The 18955-nt window shown below is 69.2% G+C and carries 20 protein-coding genes and 1 pseudogene; 10 read left to right on the top strand and 11 right to left on the bottom strand.

Annotated features, from left to right (window positions below; translation table 11 throughout):
* Positions 1 to 122: 122 nt before the first annotated feature.
* Both AVMA1855_RS13215 and AVMA1855_RS13210 read left to right on the top strand, forming a co-directional pair.
* Complete coding sequence (locus AVMA1855_RS13215) at positions 123 to 677, top strand: MlaA family lipoprotein (RefSeq protein ID WP_284426045.1); 555 nt, start codon at positions 123 to 125, stop codon at positions 675 to 677.
* Positions 653 to 796 carry a hypothetical protein gene (locus tag AVMA1855_RS13210; RefSeq protein ID WP_284426044.1) on the top strand — a complete coding sequence of 48 codons (144 nt, stop codon included), beginning with the start codon at positions 653 to 655 and terminating at the stop codon, positions 794 to 796. Before AVMA1855_RS13215 ends, AVMA1855_RS13210 begins: the two co-directional genes overlap by 25 nt.
* A 28-nt stretch (positions 797 to 824) precedes the next feature.
* Here AVMA1855_RS13210 and AVMA1855_RS13205 read toward each other — a convergent pair whose 3' ends face one another.
* The gene (locus tag AVMA1855_RS13205) at positions 825 to 1001 is read right to left on the bottom strand and encodes a hypothetical protein (protein WP_284426043.1); all 177 of its coding nucleotides are present in this window, start codon (positions 999 to 1001) and stop codon (positions 825 to 827) included.
* 176 nt (positions 1002 to 1177) lie between these two features.
* Between AVMA1855_RS13205 and AVMA1855_RS13200 the strand changes: the two genes are divergently transcribed.
* From AVMA1855_RS13200 to AVMA1855_RS13175, 6 genes are all read left to right on the top strand, one after another.
* Complete coding sequence (locus tag AVMA1855_RS13200) at positions 1178 to 1753, top strand: RNA polymerase sigma factor (RefSeq protein WP_272564487.1); 576 nt, start codon at positions 1178 to 1180, stop codon at positions 1751 to 1753.
* A 9-nt stretch (positions 1754 to 1762) separates the two neighbouring features.
* Positions 1763 to 2581, top strand: coding sequence for an anti-sigma factor (locus AVMA1855_RS13195; RefSeq protein WP_284426042.1), 819 nt, complete (start codon positions 1763 to 1765; stop codon positions 2579 to 2581).
* 106 nt (positions 2582 to 2687) lie between these two features.
* On the top strand, positions 2688 to 3638 hold the full coding sequence (locus tag AVMA1855_RS13190) for a DUF3034 family protein (protein WP_284426041.1): 951 nt from the start codon (positions 2688 to 2690) through the stop codon (positions 3636 to 3638).
* 30 nt (positions 3639 to 3668) lie between these two features.
* Positions 3669 to 4223: a group I truncated hemoglobin gene (locus tag AVMA1855_RS13185; RefSeq protein WP_284426040.1), complete on the top strand. Its 555-nt coding sequence runs from the start codon at positions 3669 to 3671 to the stop codon at positions 4221 to 4223.
* A gap of 262 nt (positions 4224 to 4485) precedes the next feature.
* Positions 4486 to 6438 carry a methyl-accepting chemotaxis protein gene (locus AVMA1855_RS13180; RefSeq protein WP_284426039.1) on the top strand — a complete coding sequence of 651 codons (1953 nt, stop codon included), beginning with the start codon at positions 4486 to 4488 and terminating at the stop codon, positions 6436 to 6438.
* Positions 6439 to 6508: 70 nt separating this feature from the next.
* The gene (locus AVMA1855_RS13175) at positions 6509 to 7741 is read left to right on the top strand and encodes a Y-family DNA polymerase (protein WP_284426038.1); all 1233 of its coding nucleotides are present in this window, start codon (positions 6509 to 6511) and stop codon (positions 7739 to 7741) included.
* A gap of 61 nt (positions 7742 to 7802) precedes the next feature.
* On the opposite strand, the gene AVMA1855_RS13170 is transcribed toward AVMA1855_RS13175, so the two are convergent.
* Complete coding sequence (locus AVMA1855_RS13170) at positions 7803 to 8414, bottom strand: ribosomal maturation YjgA family protein (protein ID WP_284426037.1); 612 nt, start codon at positions 8412 to 8414, stop codon at positions 7803 to 7805.
* Positions 8411 to 9301, bottom strand: a complete 891-nt coding sequence (locus AVMA1855_RS13165; protein WP_284426036.1) for a LysR family transcriptional regulator — start codon at positions 9299 to 9301, stop codon at positions 8411 to 8413. Before AVMA1855_RS13165 ends, AVMA1855_RS13170 begins: the two co-directional genes overlap by 4 nt.
* An 82-nt stretch (positions 9302 to 9383) precedes the next feature.
* Between AVMA1855_RS13165 and argC the strand changes: the two genes are divergently transcribed.
* Positions 9384 to 10304, top strand: a complete 921-nt coding sequence (argC, locus tag AVMA1855_RS13160) for an N-acetyl-gamma-glutamyl-phosphate reductase (RefSeq protein ID WP_284426035.1) — start codon at positions 9384 to 9386, stop codon at positions 10302 to 10304.
* A gap of 231 nt (positions 10305 to 10535) precedes the next feature.
* Here the strand turns inward: argC and AVMA1855_RS13155 are convergent, their stop codons facing one another.
* The 5 genes from AVMA1855_RS13155 to AVMA1855_RS13135 all read right to left on the bottom strand — a co-directional run bounded on the left by AVMA1855_RS13155 (position 10536) and on the right by AVMA1855_RS13135 (position 14029).
* Positions 10536 to 10922 (bottom strand): hypothetical protein, encoded by a 387-nt coding sequence (locus AVMA1855_RS13155; RefSeq protein ID WP_284426121.1) that lies wholly within the window; start codon positions 10920 to 10922, stop codon positions 10536 to 10538.
* Positions 10919 to 11872: an ADP-ribosylglycohydrolase family protein gene (locus AVMA1855_RS13150; protein ID WP_284426034.1), complete on the bottom strand. Its 954-nt coding sequence runs from the start codon at positions 11870 to 11872 to the stop codon at positions 10919 to 10921. Before AVMA1855_RS13150 ends, AVMA1855_RS13155 begins: the two co-directional genes overlap by 4 nt.
* Positions 11873 to 12064: 192 nt before the next feature.
* Entirely contained in the window at positions 12065 to 13081 is a 1017-nt protein-coding gene (locus AVMA1855_RS13145) for a GlxA family transcriptional regulator (protein WP_284426033.1), read from the bottom strand.
* Positions 13078 to 13386: a DUF1272 domain-containing protein gene (locus AVMA1855_RS13140; RefSeq protein WP_284426032.1), complete on the bottom strand. Its 309-nt coding sequence runs from the start codon at positions 13384 to 13386 to the stop codon at positions 13078 to 13080. Before AVMA1855_RS13140 ends, AVMA1855_RS13145 begins: the two co-directional genes overlap by 4 nt.
* Positions 13387 to 13462: 76 nt before the next feature.
* Entirely contained in the window at positions 13463 to 14029 is a 567-nt protein-coding gene (locus AVMA1855_RS13135) for a cysteine hydrolase family protein (protein ID WP_284408469.1), read from the bottom strand.
* Positions 14030 to 14261: 232 nt separating this feature from the next.
* Between AVMA1855_RS13135 and AVMA1855_RS13130 the strand changes: the two genes are divergently transcribed.
* Complete coding sequence (locus AVMA1855_RS13130; protein WP_284426031.1) at positions 14262 to 15341, top strand: extracellular catalytic domain type 1 short-chain-length polyhydroxyalkanoate depolymerase; 1080 nt, start codon at positions 14262 to 14264, stop codon at positions 15339 to 15341.
* A gap of 127 nt (positions 15342 to 15468) precedes the next feature.
* On the opposite strand, the gene AVMA1855_RS13125 is transcribed toward AVMA1855_RS13130, so the two are convergent.
* The 3 genes and pseudogenes from AVMA1855_RS13125 to AVMA1855_RS13115 form a co-directional block, all read right to left on the bottom strand.
* Positions 15469 to 17094 (bottom strand): methyl-accepting chemotaxis protein, encoded by a 1626-nt coding sequence (locus tag AVMA1855_RS13125; RefSeq protein WP_284426030.1) that lies wholly within the window; start codon positions 17092 to 17094, stop codon positions 15469 to 15471.
* 270 nt (positions 17095 to 17364) lie between these two features.
* Positions 17365 to 17717: pseudogene (locus AVMA1855_RS26725) on the bottom strand (transposase); the annotation flags it as partial.
* 53 nt (positions 17718 to 17770) lie between these two features.
* Positions 17771 to 18949, bottom strand: coding sequence for an AI-2E family transporter (locus AVMA1855_RS13115; protein ID WP_284426029.1), 1179 nt, complete (start codon positions 18947 to 18949; stop codon positions 17771 to 17773).
* Positions 18950 to 18955 lie beyond the last annotated feature (6 nt).

Here is an 18955-nt window from a genome sequence, read left to right as displayed (position 1 = left end):
CACTCTCACCGGAGGTACGAATGCCCTCTCGCCTGCACCCCTCAGAACCCTTGAACCGCCACATGTCGAATGTCCGGTATGCCGTCTGCGCCTTGGCGGTCCTCAGCACCGGATGCGCCTCCTTGGCGCAGCCGGACCCGCTGGAGCCCGTCAACCGCAAGATCTTTTCCTTCAACGAAGGCGTGGACCAGGTCGTTCTACAGCCAGCCGCCAAGGCCTACAAAACCGTGGTTCCTGACGTGGCCCAGACCGGCGTGAACAATTTCTTTTCCAATTGGCAGAACCCGTGGTCGTCGGTCAACCTCATGCTCCAAGGGCGGGTGGGCGAAGGCATGACGACCCTGGCGCGCTTTGGCACCAACACCACGGTGGGCGCGCTCGGCTTCGTGGACGTGGCCAGCGGCTGGGGCATGCCCCAGCGCAAGGAGGATTTCGGGCTGACCCTGGACACCTGGGGCGTGGGCACGGGGCCTTATCTGGTGATGCCGCTGTTCGGCCCGTCCAATGCGAGGGACGTGTTCGCGTCGCAGGTCGATGGCCTGGGCAACCCGAAGAACCAGATCTCCAGCGTCTCTGTGAAGAACAGCCTGACGCCGTCCAGGTGGTCAGCCAGCGCGCCCACCATCTGGGGGCCAGCGAACTGGTGGACCAGGTGGCCCTGGACAAGTATCTGCTGATGCGCGACGCCCATCTGACAAAGCGCAACCGCGCCGGCCAGGCGAAAGAAGCCTTTACCCAGATGGCGATGGAAGAGTCCAGCGACTCCTGGCAGGGCGGGCCTGCGGCTCGCCGCTAGCGAGGCAACCCCTGCGGGCGCCGTGCGATCAGCCGGTCACCGCCTGCACGGCCGCGCCCGCGGCCGGCAGTTCCTGCGCCACCGCGCTCTTGCCGGCATAGAACGCGCCAGCCGCCAGCAGCAGCACGCCGGCAGCGAAGGTGGCGCGGCGCTTCATGGAACGCAGGTCGCCGAGGGGAAGGGCCTTGGATCGGTTGTCTCGCATGCTGTCTCCTGGTGGGTCGGGAAAGAGGGCTGCGCGCCGCAGGTTTCCTTCATACGCCGGCCGCGGCCGATCGGATTCAGAGTCCTTGTCCGAAGGAGGGCTTTGTATCCGCCAACCCACACCCACCGTATTCCGCTGCATGGCTGAGACCGCACTTTTTCTCACACAATGCGTGCATGAGCACCTCCCTCACGGACACCCAACTGATGGCCCTCATTGACCAGGTCGCGGGACGCGACGATGCCGCCCTCAAGCGCTTGTACGACCACACGTCGTCGCGCCTGTTCGGCGTGGCCCTGCGCGTGCTGCGCAACCGCGAGTGGGCGGAGGACGTGCTGCAGGAGGCCTACCTCACCATCTGGCGCGTGGCGGGCAGCTACCGCGAAACCCTGAGCCCGCCGATGGCGTGGATGGGCCTGATCGTGCGCAGCCGGGCGCTGGACTTTCTGCGCCGGCGCACGGCCGACCGGGCGCAGCTCACGCAGGAGTTCGATGACGAGCTGGCGCAGACATTGCAGGCGGATCAGCCCTCGCCGGCGGACATCGCGCAGGCCAGCGAGCAGGCGACCGCGCTGCACCAATGCCTGGGCCGCCTGGAGCACCGCCACCGCGAAGTGGTCAGCCTGGCGTACCTGCGCGACCTGAGCCACGGCGAGCTGGCCGAGCAGCTGAAGCTGCCGCTGGGCACGGTCAAGACGTGGATCCGCCGGGGCCTGGGCCAGCTGCGCGACTGCCTGTCGCGCTACGCGTGAGGTGCTGCCATGAATCTTTCGCAATCCCCTGAACTGCTGGACCGCCTGGCGGCCGCCTATGCGCTGGGCACGCTGCGCGGCGGTGCGCGGCGCCGCTTCGAGACCCTGGCGCGCGAGCATGCCGGCGTGCGGGCGGCGGCGCTGGTGTGGCAATCACGCTGGTCCGGCCTGACCGAGCTGCAGGCCGAGCAGGCCCCGCCGCCCGAAGTGTGGCTGCGCATCCACAACCTGGTCCAGGCCGAAAAGGAACGCGAGGCCATGCGGGCGGCGCGGCAGGGCGCCGTCCCGGCGCGGGCCGAGGGCGACGGCCCCCGTGCGGGCCCTGGCGGGTGGCTGCGCAGCGTGCGGCTGTGGCGCGGGGCTGCGGCGCTGGGCGCGCTGGCCACGGTGGCCGCCGTGGTCGTCGGGCTGCAGACGCACCAGCGGCTCCAGCAGGACAGCGGGGCGCAGATCGCCCAGCTGCGCCAGCAACTGGCCGCCACGCCGCAGGTGCGCTACGTGGCAGTGCTGGCCGATGCGAAGGCCGCGCCGTCCATGCTCGTCACATTCGATGCGCAAAAGAACGCGCTGGTGCTGCAGCGCGTGGGCGGTTTCCAGGAAGGCAGCGACCATTCGCTGCAGCTGTGGGCGCTGCCACCCGGCAGTGGCCCGCGCTCACTTGGCGTGCTGGGGCCGCAGGCGCTGCTCACGCTGGCCACGCCGGAGAGCGCGGTGAAGAACGTGCCCACGCTGGCCATCAGCCTGGAGCCGCAGGGCGGCGTGCCGGGCGACAAGGGGCCGACGGGACCGGTGCTGTTCACGGGCGCGCTGATCGAACGCATGCTGTAGGAGACGGTTTCACATTCTGCTTTGTGGAATGGGGGTTCCGTCGGTCGTCGATTTGGGTAACACTCTGCTACAGCGCAGGTTGGCGCTCCTTTGCGGACGAACCCCCATGCACCCCATTCACTGGATCTCCACGGTGGCCTGCACCACCGGACTTTGCGCACTGCTGGCCGCCGCCGGCACCGCGCGGGCTGAAACCGGCAAGCTGCTGCTGACGGGCGGCGTGAGCAGCATCTCCGGCTCGGCCGGCGGCGGGCTCACCCCCTGGGCGGTGGTGGGCTCGAATGCCACCGAGGGCGAGATCGGCATGAGCGCCTTCACCACCCGCACCCGCACGCGCGATTACGGCCTCACGAGCTACGGCGCGGCGATGGGCTGGAACGAGCGGGTGGAGGTGTCGGTGGCGAAGCAGGATTTCGATGCCGCCCCCGCCGTCGCGCTGAACGGCATCGCGGCATTCGGCGTCGAGCCCGATCTGCACCTCAAAATGGACATCGTCGGGGTCAAGGTCCGCCTGCTCGGCGATGCGGTGCTCGAGGCCGACAGCGCCATGCCGCAGGTGGCGGTGGGCGTGGAGCACAAGCGGCTGCACCCTGCTTCGGCCAGCAGGGTCATCGAGTTCCTGGGGGCCGATACGAGCGGCACCGATGTCTACGTGACCGCCACCAAACTGCTGCTGGACCGCAATCTGGTGCTGAGCACCACGCTGCGCTCCACCAACGCCAATCAGAACGGCCTGCTGGGCTTCGGCGGCTTGGCCCCGGGGCGCAGCCGCCGCAGCCTGCAGCCCGAATTTTCCGTGGCCTACCTGCTGCGCCGCGACCTGGCGATCGGCGCCGAATACCGCTTCAAGCCCAACAACCTGCAGGCGATCGGCGCCTCGGCGGGCCTGGGCGCCGCGCTGCGCGAGGACGACTGGCGCGACCTTTTCATCGCCTGGGCGCCCAACAAGCACATGTCGATCACCCTGGCCTACGTCAACCTGGGCCTCATCGTGCCGGGCGTGACGGCCTACCGCCGGCAAAACGGCTTGTACCTGTCGGTGCAGGCCGCGTACTGAACCGCGGGCAACAAGACGAGAGGAGGCCCCATGCCCATCCCTGCCACCCCCCGCTTCGCGCTGCCGCCATGCCGCGCGCCGCGCACCGCCGCCCTGGCGCTCGCGCTGGCCGCGGCCCTCGCCACGGCCCTCGCCACGGCCCTGCCCGCTGCGGCGCAGCAGCCTGCCGCTGTTGCCACGCCACCCGGGGCCGCTGCGTTCGGTGCGGCGCCGGCCACCGCTGCGCCGGAAGGCCTCTACGACGCGCTGGGCGGCAAGCCCGGCATCGCCCGCATCATGAATGGCTTGGTGGACCGGGCATTCAAGGACGAGCGCATCGGCCCTCTGTTCAAGGAGACCAAGCCCCAGGCGCTCAAGGACAGCCTGACGGACCAGATCTGCGTGCTCTCCGGCGGCCCGTGCCGCTACGAAGGGGCCGACATGAAGTCGGCGCATGCCGATTTGCCCATCCGAAAGCGCGACTTCAACGTCCTGGTGGAGCTGCTTCAGGACGCCATGGACGAACAGGGCGTTGCGTTCACCCAGCAAAGCCGTTTGCTGGCGCTCCTCGCTCCCATGCACCGGGACATCATCACCGTGCGCTGACTGGCACCAAGGCGGTGCGATCATTGCGCATGCACCGATCTGGTGAAAAGTCAAATTTTTTGGTATCTTTGTGTATCTGTACGCCTAATGCGTCAGCTGTCGGCGTGCGTCCGGCCGAATCAATAAAATGATGGAATCGCTAAATTTATCTGGCAATCGGCGAAATAAGGCGTTCTCCTACGGCCCGGTATTGGATGTTTCTATCAAATCCGTGTTTTTTAATTTTTACAACTGGTGACGCTGTTGCCAGTGAGATGGACCTATGACCCACTGGATCAACAACCTCCGGATTTCGCGCAAGTTCTTGCTTATCGGCGCACTGGCGTTCTTCATGTTCGCCATTCCGACCACCCTTTTGGTGCATCTCAACTGGGACACCCTGCGCACGGTGGAGCGTGAAAACCTGGGCATCGCCCCCGTCAAGGAGCTGCTCAAGCTGGTGCAGCTCACGCAGCAGCACCGCGGTTTGTCGGCGGCCTTCCTGGGCGGCGATGCCTCCTTGAACACGCCGCGCCAGGCCAAGCAGTCCGAGGTCGAAGCCGCGATCGTGCGGGCCCAGGCGGCCGCTACCGGACTGCAGGACCGGGAGCTTTCCGCCAAGCTGGACGCGTTGTCCGGCGAGTGGCGCACCCTGGTCGCGGGCGTGGGAGCGAAATCCATCACGGGTGCCCAAAGCAATGCCCGCCATGCCGCGCTGGTGGCGAGCGAACTGGGGCTGATCGACGATGTGGCCAACAGCTCGGGCATCTCCCTGGATTCGGAGCCGGCCAGCTACTTTCTTCAGCGGGCCGCGCTGGCCCATCTGCCGCACCTGACCGAATCCCTGGGCCAGATGCGGGCGCGCGGGGCCTTGGTGCTCGCACGGGGCGACGCATCGCCTGAAGAGCGCGCGCGCATCGAAACCCTGGCCGACCGGGCCCGCCAGCATTACGGCGATGCCCGCAAGACGCTCGAGCTGGCCTCGGGCGGCAAACTGCCGCCGCAAGTGGAAGCCGCACGCAAGGCCGCGCTGGCGGCGGCGGAAGAGGGCTTCAAGCTCGCGGACGACAACATCGTGCAGGCGGCCACCTTGTCGATGCCTTCCACGCAGTGGGTGGCGCAGATGACCCGCATCATCGACACCCAGTTCGCGCTCGTGGCCGTGTCGTTCGATGTGCTGAGCGACACGCTGGGCACCCGGATCCAGGCGCTGCGCCGCGACATGCTGCTGATGGTGACCGCCGTGGCCCTGCTGGCCGCGCTGGCGGCCTGGGTGATGTGGATCGTCACCCGCGCCACCACGCGTTCGGTGGCCGTGGCCGTGCAACTGGCCGAAGCCGTGGCGCAGGGTGACCTGAGCACCAACGTGCGTACCGAGGGCCGCGACGAGATCGCGCGCCTGCTGCAGGCCCTGGCCACCATGAACGACCGGTTGAGTGCGGTGGTGGATTCGGTGCGTGGCAATGCGGAAAGCGTGGCCAACGCCAGCGTGCAGATCGCCCAGGGCAATGCCGACCTGAGCCAGCGCACCGAAGAGCAGGCCAGTTCGCTGGAAGAAACCGCCGCGTCGATGGAAGAGCTGGGCTCGACCGTGCAGCACAACGCTGACAGTGCGCAGCAGGCCAACCAGCTGGCACGCAGCGCCTCCGGCGTGGCGGTGCGCGGCGGCGAGGTGGTGGGGCAGGTCGTGCAGACCATGAAGGGCATCAACGACAGCTCGCGCCGCATCGCCGACATCATCAGCGTGATCGACTCCATCGCATTCCAGACCAACATCCTGGCGCTGAACGCCGCGGTGGAAGCTGCCCGCGCCGGCGAGCAGGGGCGCGGCTTCGCCGTGGTGGCCAGCGAAGTGCGCAGCCTGGCCGGACGCTCGGCCGACGCCGCCAAAGAAATCAAGGCCCTCATCACCGACAGCGTGGAGCGCGTCGAGCGCGGCACCGCCCTCGTGGACGAGGCTGGCACCACGATGAGCGAGATCGTGTCGTCGATCCAGCGCGTGAGCGACATCGTGAGTGAGATCAGCGCCGCCACCGCCGAGCAGAGTTCGGGCGTGTCCCAGGTCGGCGAGGCCGTGAGCCAGATGGACCAGGTCACGCAGCAGAATGCAGCGCTGGTGGAAGAAAGCGCCGCCGCGGCCGAAAGCCTCAAGGCACAGGCGCAGCAACTGGTGGACACGGTGGCCGTGTTCCGCCTGGCCGGCCACGGCCAGCCGGGCGCGCTGCGCGTGCGCTGATCGCCCATCGCGCAGGTGCTTGCGGGGGCATCCCGCCGGGCCTGCGCAGCTGGCGGGGATCGAGTGGACAATGGCGGACGTGACCGCCCCCGAAGAGCCCGCCGCACCCCTGCCACGCCGCATCGCCCACCTGGATATGGACGCGTTCTATGCCTCGGTGGAGTTGCTGCGCTACCCGCAGCTCAAGGGGTTGCCCGCCGTCATCGGCGGTGGCCGGCGGGCGCAGGACGAGGCCCTGGTGGCTGAGTACGCCGGCCGCGAGTCGAAGATTCCCGTCGCGGCCTTCCCGCGGCTCAAGGACTATGTGGGGCGGGGCGTCATCACCACCGCCACCTACCCTGCGCGGCAGTTCGGCGTGGGCTCGGCCATGGGGCTCATGAAGGCCGCGCGCCTGTGCCCCCAGGCCATCCTGCTGCCGGTGGACTTTCCCTCGTACCGGCGCTTTTCGCGGATGTTCAAGGAAGTGATCGTGTCCATCGCACCCGTCATGGAAGACCGCGGCGTGGACGAGGTGTACATCGACTTCACGCACGTGCCGGGCGGCCAGCGCGACGGCGGCCGGTCGCTCGCGCGGCTCATCCAGAAAAGCATCCTCGACGCCACCGGCCTGACCTGCTCGATCGGCGTGGCGCCCAACAAGCTCCTGGCCAAGATGGCCAGCGAGTTCAACAAGCCCAACGGCATTTCCATCGTGCAAGAGGGTGACCTGGAAACCCGGGTCTGGCCGCTGGCCTGCCGCAAGATCAACGGCATCGGCCCCAAGGCCGACGCCAAGCTGCAGTCCCATGGCATCCACACGGTGGGCGAGCTGGCCGCGCGCCCGCGCGACTGGCTGGTGCGCCACTTCGGCAAGGCCAGCGGCGCCTGGCTGCACGAGGCCGCCTGGGGCCGCGACGACCGCCCCGTGGTCACCGAAAGCGAGCCCGTTTCCATGAGCCGCGAAACCACCTTCGACCGCGACCTGCACGCCGTGCGCGACCGCGCCGAGCTGGGCCGCATCTTCACCGACCTGTGCGAACGCGTGGCCGGCGACCTGCAGCGCAAGGGCTACGTGGGCAAGACCATCGGCATCAAGCTGCGCTACGACGACTTCAAGATCGCCACGCGCGACCTCACCATCGACCACCCCACGCAGGACGCGGCCACCATCCGCCGGGCGGCCGGGCAGTGCCTCAAGCGCGTGCCGCTGGACAAGCGGCTGCGGCTGCTGGGCGTGCGCGTTGGAAACCTACTGACCGAGCAGGCCGCGCGCGAGGCGCCGGTGGCTCGCCAGGGGCCGATGACGCCGGGGCTGTTCGACTGAATGAGCCAGGCTTGCGGGCATCCGGACGGACAGGGACCTTCGCGCAGGGCCTCCCGGCCGCTCAATCGGGGCGTGCCGCCTGGCTTCCAGTCCTTCGGCGCAGCCAGGCCTGGTAAAGCCCGTCGAGCCCCAGGCCGACCGCCACGCCCACCGCATAGGCCACCAGATCCATCGCGTTGAACCGCGACCCCAGTACCAGGTGGCCCGGCGTGGTGCTGCGGATCGCGTTGATCCACGGCGCCTGGTACCGCTGCGAGAACTCCACCGCGAACGAAGTCGCCAGCGCCAGCAGGGCCAGCCGGCCCGGGGCCATGCGCGGCCAGAGGCAGGCCCAGCCGAACATCACCATCAGCGCCCACAGCGCATCGCCGGGGTACTTGCCCAGCGCTTCGGGAAACAGCACGCCGGGCCACCGGCGCGAGGCCAGTCCCAGGGCGATGCAGAGGGCGATGCCTGCCACCAGCACGGCGCGATGGCGTGGGGTGGGCGATGTGAGCGAATGGTCCATGAAAAGGCTGGAAAAGCAGGGGGCAGGAAAGCGGGTCGAGGAGGGCTTTTCGAGAGGCGGCGGTGCGCAGTATCCACCGGCCACGCCGTACTGGCGCCCGGCAGCTGTCCGGTGTTTCGCCCCGTTGCCATCGCCGCCCGGCGAACGGCAGTCGGTGCGGCTCACGCCGCCGGGTCCTTCTCCGGCAGCAACGCCTCCAGCACGAAACGCGTCGGCCCGCTGGCGCCCCGGTCGCTCACCGCGAGGCCGAGCTGTCGCCACAGCGCCGGGCGGAGCGGGCGGATGGCGATGCGCGGGTCGCGCGTGGCCTCGTACGACTCCTGCGGCAGCAGCGCCGCTCCGTAGCCGGCGGCGACCAGCGTGCGAATCGCGTCGTTGTAGTTGAGCTCGATCCGGGGCCGGCAATGGACGCCTGCTGCCGAGAACCATTCCGCGGTCTGCCGGTACAGGCGGGTGGAGGCGTCGTTCATGATGAGTGGCCGCTCCGCCAGCCATTGCGCAGTCAGCCGCTGCGGCGCCTTCCAGGCCGATGGCAGGAAGGCGACCACCGCCTCGCGCCGCAGGGGCGTGACCTGCACGCCGCGCACGGCCGGCTGCGGCAGCGCCACCACCGCCAGGTCCAGGCTGCCGGCCGCGAGCCGGGCCATGCTTTCGTTGGAGGTCAGCACCTGCACGTTCACATCGACCCCGGGGTGTTGCCGCGCCAGGCGCTCGAGCGCGGGCGGCAGCAGGTGCGCGATGGCACCGGTCGAGGCCCCCACGCGCACCCGGCCCGTCTGGCCGGCGAGCTGGCGTCGAACGTCCTCGACGGCATCGTCCGCGTCCGCCAGCAGCCGGCGTGCCCGCGCGATGAACCGCTCGCCCAGGGCGGTCGGTTGCGCGGGCCCCCGCCCGCGAACGAGCAACTGGCCGCCCAGGCGCGACTCCAGCTCCGCGATATGCACGGTCACGGTGGGGGCCGCCAGGTGAAGGGCGCGCGCCGCATTGGCCAGGGAGCCGAGATCAGCGATGGCAACCAGGGTGCGCAAATGGTCCAGGCTCAGTTCTCGCATGTCGGCAGTTTAATTTTTCTTAACTTGGGGTTGCCGATATTTCGCTGGAGCCATCGAGGCGGTCTCCCTACGATCGCGTTCCATGAACCACCAAATCTTCATCGACGGCGACCAGGGCACCACCGGCCTGGACCTGCAGAACCGGCTCCGGGGCTCGGAATTTCGCCTCCACACCTTGCCTGCGGGCTTGCGCAAGGACCCGGCCGCGCGAAAGGCGGCGATCAACGATTGCGACATCGCCATCCTGTGCCTGCCCGATGCCGCGGCGCGCGAGGCGGTCGCGATGATCGACAACCCCGGCGTGCGCGTCATCGACGCCAGCTCCGCCCACCGCACCAGCCCCGGCTGGGTCTATGGCCTGCCGGAACTGGATGCGCAGCAAGGCGAACGCATCGCCAAGGCGTCGCGGGTCACCAACCCGGGCTGCTACCCCACCGCCGCAGTCGCCCTGCTGCGGCCCTTGACGGATGCGGGCCTGCTGCCCACCGACTATCCGCTCACCATCCATGCCGTCTCCGGCTATTCCGGCATGGGCCGGGCGGGGGCCGAAGCGCACGAGGCGGGACTGGGCGCGCATTCGCTCACGGTCTACGGCCTGGCCCTGGAGCACAAGCACGTGCCGGAAATCCAGGCCTATGCGGGCCTGACCGAGTCGCCCCTCTTCGTGCCGGCCTACGGCAGCTACCGTCAGGGCATCGTGCTCACCATCGGGTTGCATGGGCGAATGCTGCCCGCGGAGGCTACAGGCGCACGCATCCACGAATGCTTGGCGCAGCGGTACCGCGATGCGGCGCATGTGCACGTGCTGCCGATGCCGTCGGCCGAGCCGATGACCGAACGGGACCCGCAGGTCCACAACGGTTCGAACGACATGGGCCTGGCCGTCTCATGGAACGAGCGCACGGGGCAGGTCGTCTTGAGTGCAGTGCTGGACAACCTGGGAAAGGGGGCTGCCGGGGCGGCAGTGCAGAACCTGAGGCTGATGGTGGACGGTCCGAACTAAGTGGGAGTTCGAAGCGCCCACGGTCGGTGGGGAAGGGCTGGCACCCCATTCGTTTTCGAACCTCGCGTTGCAGCGCCATTCAGCCGGCGATGGCTGCGGGTCAAAAAACCTTTGGGCGCGGATCGTTCTTATCGGACCGAATTTGCAACAACGCCCCTTGCGGGCGATGCCGTTGGACCCGCCGGGGGCGTCAAGGGTGCGTTTGGTGGGCGCTCTCCAACCCGGCCGGCATTATTTTTTCTTCTTCTTGCCTTGATCGTGGTGCCACTTGATGGCTAAAAACATGCCCGTTCCGAGCACGATGACCTTGAACGCAATGAAGACGATAGGGAACCAATCCATTTTCTGAGCGCTTCCTGGCGATTGCGTGAAAAGATCAATCGTGAGGTGCATGGCCTCCAAATGCTTTTCCGGTGGTTTCGTCGGCGCCGAGACGGGTGCCGAACCCGGCCCCGATTGTTGCATTCGGCACGGCATTTCACGGCCGGACGGGGTGGGGCATTTTGCCTCACCGATCAGGCGCCCGGCGTGGTGAAGGGGGGGGCTGAAGCGCCGGATCTTTCTGCGAGCCGCCGCCTTGGCGCCTTCCCTTTCCTTGCCGGTTCTGGCAGGAATCACTCCCAGGCGGCGATCAGGCGGTCGAGCAAGGGCTCGACGAGGGGCTTTCCTTGCAACTGCTCGCGCCATCGCAGCGGAATGCCTTGCTCGCCATAGAGCAGTCCCGCCCATCCCCCCGCGACGCAGGCAGTGGTATCGGTGTCGTTGCCAAAACCGATCGCGCACCGCACGCAGTCTTCGAAGTTGCGCGTGCGAAGGACGGCAGCAACGGACGACCAAAGGCAGTCCACCACATACCCGCTTCCGCCCGGTGGATCAAACCGCCCGTTCAACAGGATGCGAAGTTCAAATCGCTCGGATTCGGATGTGGTCTCTTCGAGGTGCGCCTGGGCCCCGTCGAGCGCCTCCACGAACGAGAGGCCCCTGAGAAGGCGGGCGGATACCAAGGTCGCCAGCGCGCACGCGAGCAGCGACCTCGTGTGCCCATGGGTGGGCAGGCTTTGCCTTCTCGCGCGGTCGATCAGGACCCGGTCGTCGGCAGCGGGAAGCAAGGCCGTGGGAAGCACCCGCATGAGCGACCCATTCCCATTGTTCCTCTCTTCGCAAGGGCCGCTCTGGCTGGGCGGCACACCTCGCCGGAGGTTCGCCAAGGCTTCCTGCGTCTGGATGCCGATATCGAACACGCGGCCATCGGGTGTCAGTTCACCGGAGGAATGCCAGGACTGCAAGCCATCGGCGAACCTGCTTTCCAGTGCGTGGTCCCCATCGAGAAGAACCCTCAGCAGATGCAGTGCTTGCGCGCCGTCATCGCTCCAGGTGCCTGCCGGCACTCCCGGATGGGCGCGGCGAAATCCATCGGGCGGTGCCATCTCGATCAAGCGGAGTTCCGGCAGTTCTGCGGCATCGGAGAACTCGTAGGGCACCCCCAGCGCATCACCAACGAGCAGGCCGTAGACCGCGCCCCGCAGGCGCGATCGGGTGGAGAGGGGTGTGGGTTGGATCGGTGGCATGGTGGATGACAGCAGTGAGCGGCCGGGCCGTTGGCAAAGTATGCCCTTCACAAGACCCGAGCCAGCGGCAGCCCCCGCTTGGCGCTCCCACGCGCTTTGCGAACAGCCTTTCGCCGACGACCGGGTGGCGTTGCCCTGCACCCCTGGCCAGCAACCCGCCGAAAGCGGCCGCCCTGGACGCAGGCGCGCGCTCTAGAGGCTCGGCAGCCCTGTGCCGCCACCCGTTCCCCCGAGTTGCGAAGGCGTCCCACCCCGCCCGAACTGCTTCCACGCCCGGCGCAGCTGCGTATCCGAACTGAACCCCGCCATCGCCGCCGCCTCGGTCACGTTGCGCCCCGCCCGCAGCGCGGCCTCGGCGGTGGCCAGGCGGATGCGGCGCAGGTACTGCAGCGGCGCGATGCCGGCGTGGTCCAGGAACAGGCGGGTCAGGTGGCGCGGCGAGGCGTGCGCCACCTCGGCCATGGCGGGCACGCTCCAGTCGGCCTGGGGCTGCTGGGCCACGGCGTCCTGCACGCGGTGCAGCGCGCCGTGCAGGTGGTTGCGGTGGTGCAGGAAGGGCGACATTTCCGGGTCGTGCGGGCCGCGCCGCAGCGCCACCACCATGGTCTGCGCCACCTCGGCGGCGATGGCCGGGCCGCAGGCATCGGCGATGCGGTGCAGTACCAGGTCGATGCCGGTGGTCACGCCCGCGCTGGTGTGCAGGGCGCCATCGGCCACGAAGACGCGGTTGGCCACCACGTCGCAGCGGGGCTCCACCTCGGCCAGTTCGGCCAAGTGGTGGTGGTGCGTGGTGGCGCGCCGGCCGGCCAGCAGTCCCGCGTGTGCGGCCAGCACGGCGCCGGCGCACACCGTCACCAGTTCCAGTCGGCCCGTGGCCAGCCGCAGGCCGCGCAGCCAGTGCAGCAGTTCGCGCGCCTCGCTGCGCTGCACATCGATGCGCTGCCCGGGCAGGCCCACCAGCACCACCCAGGCGGGCTGCGGCAGCGTGGCCGGCAGCGGCGCCAGCCCGGTCAGTGACACGCCGACCGAGGTGACCGATTCGGGCGCCGGGTTGACGAAGTGCAGCACGAAGCCCGGTGGCCCGCCCCGCGCCTGCAGCACCTGGTTGGCAATGCGCAGCGCCTCGGCGGGCCCGGCCCAGTCCAGCACCAGGCTGCCGGGCAGCAGCGCGAAGAAGACGTGGATGGGTGCGCCGGGGCCGCTGCTCATCGCTTTGCGGGCGGAATCTGCCGCAGGGCGGCGGAAAAGGCCGCGTGGGCGGCCGGGTCCACGGGCCGGTGGCGCACCACGGTGCTGGCGGTGTCGTTGCCCAGGAAGTTGTTGCCCTTGTGGTTGTGCGCGGGCCGGATCGGGCGCGGGGCGAAGCCGCCGCCGCAGTTGGGGCACACGTTGCCGAGCACGTGGTCCACGCAGTCGGCGCAGAAGGTGCACTCGAAGCTGCAGATACGCGCGTCGGGCGAGGCGGGTGGCAGGGCGGTGTTGCAGTGTTCGCAGGTGGGGCGCAGTTCCAGCATGGCGGGTGTTCTTTCGTCGTGATGGCGGAGGGGCGGGGTGGACGGGGCGGAGGAGGGGGAGGGGGAGGGGGAGGGATCAGGCCGCGGCGGCCGCGCGCTCCAGCGCCTGGGCGGCGGTGCACACGGTGGCGAAGCGGTCCTGCAGCACGGTGGCCGTGCGGTCCCGGATGTCGGCGGCGGTGAGCGTGCGGCCGTCGGGCTGCACCATGTCCCAGGTGAGCGTGGCATCGAGGGCGTAGTCCACCTGCCAGCCCAGGTCGGAGGCATGGCGGGTGGTGGTCTCGCAGCACTGCTCGGTGCGGATGCCGCTCACGATCAGGCGCTGGATGCCGTGCTGCGTCAGCCAGACGGCCAGGCCCGTGTCCACCAGCGCGCTGTGGCGCGATTTGGTGAAGGTGGCGGCGGCGTCGAACGGCGCCAGCCCCTCCAGCGGGCGCACATGGCCGGACTCGATGGCGAACGGGTTGCCGGTATCGGCGGGGCCGTCGCTGTGGAAGATGCGCACCACCGGCACGCCCCGGGCCACGCAGCCCTCGATGAGTGCGTTCTGCGCGGCGAGGTACGGCGGCAGGCTCTGCGCGGTGAAATAGGGCCGCTGGCGGAACGATTCCTGCGCGTCGATCACTATGAGACAGGTTTTCATGGGGGCGCTTCGATGGGTGGTGGAGTATGGCGCTGATTTTGAGAGCGGCGGCGGCCGGCGTCCGGCCCGGGGCGGCCAGGGATCGATCATTTCAGGACATGTTTCGATGGCACGCGGCCTGCGGGTTTGTAGGCCGTGGCGCCCAATTCCAGTTCTGGCAGGCCCAAAAAATGCTGCACTGCAACAAAACTGGTATGGTGAACCCGCTACCCCGCCGATTGGACGACCGCCCATGCCCCGCAGCTCCCGCCTGTTTTCCCTGTCCGTTTTCACCCGGGCCTACCAGCGCAACCTGAAGGCGCTGGCCCGCGCCACGCGCCCCGCGCGGGTGAAGGCGGCCGCCAAGCCCCTGCTGTCGCTGGTGAATGCCGCCACCCCCAAGGCCCGGGCGCCGCGCAAGGTGCCGCCCGGGGCCGGCGAATGGATCGGCGGCATCGCCCCCGGCCCGGCCGGCGCGCGGCGTTTTCACCTGCACATTCCCCCGGGCCTGGCCCTGGGCGCGGGCGAAAAGCTCCCCATGATGGTGATGCTGCACGGCTGCGGGCAGACGGGGGCCGATCTGGCCGCCAGTTCGCGCATGAACCGGCTCGCTGCCCGCGAGCGCTTTCTGGTGCTGTACCCCGAGCAGGAGCGCATCGCCAACGCGCAGGGCTGCTGGAACTGGTTCTCGCACCGCAACGGCAAGGCCCACGCGGAAGCGGCCACGCTCATGGCGGCGGTGGACCAGGTGGCGCGGCGCCATCCGGTCGATCTCACGCGCGTGGCGGTGGCCGGCCTGTCAGCCGGCGCATGCATGGCGGTGCTGCTGGCGGCGCGCTATCCGGAACGGTTCTGCGCGGTGGCCATGCATTCGGGCGTGGCGCCGGGCACGGCGGAGTCGTCCGCCCAGGCGCTGGCCGCCATGAGCGGGCGCCGCGAGGCCCTGCTGCCCGAGCCCGCGCCCCCGGTGCTGGGCATGGGCCCGCCCCCGCCCGAAGGCCCGCTGCCCTTGCCTCCGCTGCTGGTGCTGCACGGCGAGGCCGACGGCGTGGTATCGCCCCGCAATGCCTGCGCGACCGCCGAGCTGTGGGCGCAGGCGCTGGGCGCCAAGGCCGGCGCCGCGCGCATGCAGCAGCGCGGCAAGCGGCACGCCACGCGCCTGACCGAGTTCAAGCGGCAGGGCCGCACCGTGGTGGCGTTGCGCGAAATCCTGGGCTTGGGGCATGCCTGGAGCGGCGGCCTGGCCAGCGTGCCCTACAGCGATCCGGACGGCCCGGACGCCTCGGCGCTCATCTGGGCGTTCGTGGCGCGGCAGTTCCCACCGGCGCCATGAGGGATTGATGGTGAAAAGAGGCTGATGCCCTAGATTTATATGTGCTGAGTGCTATTAAAAAAATAGCAAATAACGTTTCTTGCAAACCTGGTGTGGGCCGGTGCCACCACGGCAGGGAGCGCTGGCGTCAGTTCAACTGCCGACGGGCCGGCCCCGGCCGACGCAGCGCAGCCTGCGCCGTGCCTTGCCCTGAACCTTCCGAGCCTTCCGCGGCCCGGTGCAGGTGAAAGGCCGCTACCACCTGCTTGAGTTCGTTGGCCTGCTGCTGCAGCGAGGCGGCAGCGGCGGTGGCCTGCTCGACGAGCGCGGCGTTTTGCTGCGTGCCCTGGTCCATCTGCGAGATGGCTTCGTTGATCTGCTCGATGCCATCGGTCTGCTCGCGGCTGGCCTGGCTGATGTCTTCGATCACGGCGGACACGCGCAGCACGCTGTCCACGAGGTTCTGCATGGTCGTGCCGGCCTCCTGCGCCAGCTGGGTGCCGGCCTTCACCTGCTCGGCGGAGTGGCTGATCAGCGCCTTGATCTCCTTGGCCGCCTCGGACGAGCGCTGCGCCAGGCTGCGAACTTCGGTGGCCACCACCGCGAAGCCACGCCCTTGTTCGCCGGCCCGCGCCGCCTCGACCGCTGCGTTCAGGGCGAGGATGTTGGTCTGGAACGCGATGCCTTCGATGACCCCGGTGATTTCGGACACCTTGCGCGACGACGCGTCGATGGAGCCCATGGTCTGCACCACCTTGTCCACCACCGTGCCGCCCTGGCGCGCCACGTCGGACGCCGATTGCGCCAGCACGCTGGCCTGCCGGGCGTTGTCCGCGTTTTGCTTCACGTTGGAGGTCATCTCCTCCATGGAGGCGGCGGTCTGCTCCAGCGCGCTGGCCTGCGATTCGGTGCGGGCCGACAGGTCGTGGTTGCCGGCGGCGATCTGCTGCGAGGCGCCCGCGATGTGCTCGGTGCCGTCGCGCACGCGCTGCACGATGCGGTGCAGGCTATCGCGCATGGCCTGCATGTCCAGCAGCAGGCTGGAGTGGTCGCCCTGGCGCGTGTCCACCGCCACCGACAGATCGCCCTCCGAAATGCTGCGGGCAATGGTGCGTGCGTACCCGGGCTCGCCGCCCAATTGGCGCAGCAGGTTGCGCGATATCAAGGTGCCTATCACCAGCAGCGCAGCCCCCAGCAGCGCCGCCACCAAGCCGAACCCCAGGGCGCGTTGCCAGATGGCGGCGTTCACCGTGTCGATGTACACGCCCGATCCGATCACCCAGCCCCAGGGCGCGAAACCCTTGACGTACGACGTCTTCTCGACCGGCGCTTCGCTGCCGGGCTTGGGCCACAGGTAAGGCACGAAGCCTGCGCCGCTGGCTTGTACGGTGCGCACGAATTCCATGAACAGCGGCTTGCCGTTGGGGTCCTTGTTGTCGGTCAGGTCCTTGCCGTTCAACTCGGGGCGCACCGGGTGCATCACCATGCGCGGGTGCATGTCATTGATCCAGACGTATTCGTTGCCGCTGTAGCGCAGTGCCTGGATGGCAGCGGCCGCGCGCTTGCGGGCCTCGTCGTCGGAGAGTCCGCCCTGGGTGCTCAGGTCATGGAAGTGCGTAGCGATGCCGTGCGCCGCCTCGACCACCTGGCGCACGCCGGTCTGGCGCTCTTGCAGGATGAGCTGTCGCTCGGAGATCAGGAACCACGCCGTCATCACCGCGATGCCGAGAATGGCGCTCAGCAGGAGGAGGGCCAGTTTTCTTGCGATGGTCATGGGAACCCTTGGAGGCAAGCAATTGGGGCCGTGGGACGCTGCACGCCGTCCCACGGGCTGCGTGGCGCGCCAGACAAGCGTAATGCTGGAGTGGAAGGCGCTGGCTCGGCACAAACCCGTGGGGCGGTTTTGTGACATGGGCTTTGCGCGTGGGGGGGCGGGCCGCGATGAAAGCGCGGGTGGCAGGGCGGGGCTCCGCTGCCAGGCGCAGGTCCGCGCTGCCTGGAAGATCTGCCTGAACGCGCGGCCTGGCGCGTGTCCGAGGCCATGTGGACCTTGCTGCCGCGCTGATCTGCACGTGCGCCCATCCATCACCACGGCGCTGGGCTGGCCTTGGCGACCCTGCGCTACGCGAATGATGGGGCGCAGGTCGAGACCATCGCCACGAAGCAACCCGCGTCCAACCAGCGCCGGCGTGCTGAGAGACCACTTCCCAGGGCGGCGGGACCATGGGGCTGCATCCGCCAGGGCGGTCCCGCGCGTCACAGCCAGCGCAGGGCATTGAAGACTTCCCGCAGATCGTGCTCTCGCTGGGAAGCGTGCCGGTCCATCAGGGGCAGATAGGGCGCCGCGAAGCTCCATTCTTCATCGCTGGCGTCCGTTGGGTACGGCTCGCGGGGCATCCGCAAACGCTACTCACGGCTTTGCTCTCACTGAGAAAAGTGCATGACACGCACTAGACGAGCTGCGCTGCCTGCAGTTCCTTCTTGAGGTACGCGTAGAACAGCGGCGCTGCCACCAGCCCGGCGGGGCCGAACACCGCCTCGGCCACGAACATCACCGCCAGCAGTTCCCACACACCCATGTGGGTGCGCTGGCCGACCACCTTGGCGTTGATGACGTATTCGGCCTTGTGGATCAGGATCAGGAACGCCAGGCAGGCGATGGCCGCGGCCGGCGACACCGACAGGCCCACGATGGTGATGACCGCGTTGCACAGCAGGTTGCCGACGATCGGCACCAGCCCCGCCAGGAAGGTGAGCGTGATCAGCGCGGGCGTGTAGGGCAGCTGCATGCCCCACAGCGGCAGCACCCCCAGCAGGAAGACCGCCGTCAGCAGCGTGTTGAACGCCGCGATCCAGAACTGCGCTGCCACGATCTGGCGGAAGGCCTCGCCGAACCAGGTGATGCGCGCGGAGAGCGCCTCGGCCAGCGGCCCGCGGGCCCCGTCCAGCGTGCGCACGGCGGCCAGGGCCCCGATCAGCAGGCCCACGTAGGCATGCAGCAGGCCGCTGAGCCACGCGCGGCCGGCCATGGCCAGCGCGCCCGCCTTGGCGCCCAGGTAGCCGGCGATGGTGCGCTGGATCTCCACCGCGCCCTCGGGCAGGTGCGAGGCGATGTCGGGCGGCAGCTTGAGGCGCAGCTCCAGCACCGTGCGGGCGAGAAAGTCGAGCAGTTCGCGGTACTGCTGCGGCGCCTCGACGATGTAGCTGCGCGAATGCGAGGCCGCCAGCACGATGAGCGACAGCGGCGCCAGCATGACCACGGCCGCCGCGATCACCTGGCCCACCGTGGCGCCACTGCCGGACGGGCGGTGCACGCTGCGCCCCGGCGGCCAGGCCAGGCGCGGCGCCAGCCAGCGCGTGAGCAGGAACCCCAGGCAGGCGCACAGCAGGCCGGGCAGCAGGCCCTGCCACATCACCAGCAGCAGCGCCGCGGCCATGAGCACGTAGCTGGCCGTGACCACGCCGCGGGGCCGGGCGGGGGGCGTGGCGGCGAAGGTCGGCGGGGGCGGGGCCACTGCCGCGGTGCCCGCAGGCACGCCGGCACCGGCCGCGCCGGGCGCCGTGGGGGCCGCCCGCACGGGGCCGGCGGCGGAGGGCGGAACGTCGTGCGGTGCGAGCGGCTCCATCATGGGCGG

The sequence above is a fragment of the Acidovorax sp. SUPP1855 genome (assembly GCF_030158955.1).
Classification (GTDB): domain Bacteria; phylum Pseudomonadota; class Gammaproteobacteria; order Burkholderiales; family Burkholderiaceae_C; genus Paracidovorax.
Note: the sequence above shows the minus strand (reverse complement) of the source record. Positions and strands in the feature narration are given on the sequence as shown.

Bases quoted from the DNA above. Each gene is read 5' to 3' on its own strand.
- AVMA1855_RS13205 (WP_284426043.1), bottom strand. From the start codon at position 1,001: ATGCGAGACAACCGATCCAAGGCCCTTCCCCTCGGCGACCTGCGTTCC.
- AVMA1855_RS13200 (WP_272564487.1), top strand. From the start codon at position 1,178: ATGAGCACCTCCCTCACGGACACCCAACTGATGGCCCTCATTGACCAG.
- AVMA1855_RS13195 (WP_284426042.1), top strand. From the start codon at position 1,763: ATGAATCTTTCGCAATCCCCTGAACTGCTGGACCGCCTGGCGGCCGCC.
- AVMA1855_RS13190 (WP_284426041.1), top strand. From the start codon at position 2,688: ATGCACCCCATTCACTGGATCTCCACGGTGGCCTGCACCACCGGACTT.
- AVMA1855_RS13185 (WP_284426040.1), top strand. From the start codon at position 3,669: ATGCCCATCCCTGCCACCCCCCGCTTCGCGCTGCCGCCATGCCGCGCG.
- AVMA1855_RS13180 (WP_284426039.1), top strand. From the start codon at position 4,486: ATGACCCACTGGATCAACAACCTCCGGATTTCGCGCAAGTTCTTGCTT.
- AVMA1855_RS13175 (WP_284426038.1), top strand. From the start codon at position 6,509: ATGGCGGACGTGACCGCCCCCGAAGAGCCCGCCGCACCCCTGCCACGC.
- AVMA1855_RS13165 (WP_284426036.1), bottom strand. From the start codon at position 9,301: ATGCGAGAACTGAGCCTGGACCATTTGCGCACCCTGGTTGCCATCGCT.
- argC (WP_284426035.1), top strand. From the start codon at position 9,384: ATGAACCACCAAATCTTCATCGACGGCGACCAGGGCACCACCGGCCTG.
- AVMA1855_RS13150 (WP_284426034.1), bottom strand. From the start codon at position 11,872: ATGCCACCGATCCAACCCACACCCCTCTCCACCCGATCGCGCCTGCGG.
- AVMA1855_RS13145 (WP_284426033.1), bottom strand. From the start codon at position 13,081: ATGAGCAGCGGCCCCGGCGCACCCATCCACGTCTTCTTCGCGCTGCTG.
- AVMA1855_RS13140 (WP_284426032.1), bottom strand. From the start codon at position 13,386: ATGCTGGAACTGCGCCCCACCTGCGAACACTGCAACACCGCCCTGCCA.
- AVMA1855_RS13135 (WP_284408469.1), bottom strand. From the start codon at position 14,029: ATGAAAACCTGTCTCATAGTGATCGACGCGCAGGAATCGTTCCGCCAG.
- AVMA1855_RS13130 (WP_284426031.1), top strand. From the start codon at position 14,262: ATGCCCCGCAGCTCCCGCCTGTTTTCCCTGTCCGTTTTCACCCGGGCC.
- AVMA1855_RS13125 (WP_284426030.1), bottom strand. From the start codon at position 17,094: ATGACCATCGCAAGAAAACTGGCCCTCCTCCTGCTGAGCGCCATTCTC.
- AVMA1855_RS13115 (WP_284426029.1), bottom strand. From the start codon at position 18,949: ATGATGGAGCCGCTCGCACCGCACGACGTTCCGCCCTCCGCCGCCGGC.